Annotated in this window: 1 protein-coding gene; it reads right to left on the bottom strand. The window is 77.5% G+C overall.

The features are described from left to right. Positions 1–904: Na+/H+ antiporter NhaA (locus tag ND748_RS32935; RefSeq protein ID WP_251750151.1), on the bottom strand; the 904-nt coding region annotated here is incomplete at both ends.

Raw genomic sequence — 904 nt, 5'->3', positions numbered from 1 at the left:
GCCCGCCGGTCGGGTCGCCGGCCGACTCCCGCCGAGCGGGTGGGATCGGCCTGGTCGGGCCGCCGGCCTGCTCGGCTGGTGTGCTCGACGGACGGGCACCCGGAGCGCCGACGGTGGCGAGCGGGGTGCGCAGCGCGGCGAGGGCGAGGGCGGTGGCCGCGACGGAGGCGGTGAGGATGGCGGTGGAGGCGCCTTCGACGGCGGCGGGGTCGGGTAGGGCGAGGCGGGCGATGAGCAGGCTGACGGTGTAGCCGATCCCGGCGAGCAGGCCGAGGGGGACGAGGTGGCGCCAGCGGACGCCGTCGGGTAGGCGGGCGAGCCCGAGGCGGACGGCGAGCCAGGCTCCGGCGGGGACGCCGAGGAACTTGCCGGCGAGGAGTCCGACGGCGACGCCTCGGCTGATCGGGTCGGTGGCGACGTGTAGCAGGGCCGTCGGGGCGAGGCTGACTCCCGTGGCGGACAGCGCGAAGGCGGGGAGGATCACGGCGGCGCAGATCGGGCCCAGGTGTCGCTGGAGCCGGGTGGCCGGGGCTTCGGGTTCGCCGGGGTCGGGGCGGACGCGGACGAGCAGGCCGAGGGCGACGCCGGCGATGGTGGCGTGGATGCCGGCGGCGTGCACGCAGACCCAGGTGGCCGCGGCGAGCGGGACGTGGAGCAGTGGTGAGGTCCAGCGGCGCCGGTGGGCGAGGGCGGTGGCGGTGAGCGGGGCCGCGGCGGCGGCGAGCCAGCCGAACGAGATCGGGGCGCCGAATCCGACGGCGATGAGGAGGATGCCGCCGAGGTCGTCGGCGATGGCGAGGCCGAGTAGCACGGTGCGTAGTCCCGTTGGGGCCCGGCGGCCGGCCAGGGTGAGCACGCCGAGGGCGAAGGCGATGTCGGTGGCGACGGGGATGGCCCAGGCGTG

The organism is Frankia sp. AiPs1 (assembly GCF_023716945.1).
In the GTDB taxonomy this organism is placed as follows: Bacteria; Actinomycetota; Actinomycetes; order Frankiales; family Frankiaceae; genus Frankia.
This window is presented reverse-complemented; position numbering and strand designations above follow the sequence as displayed.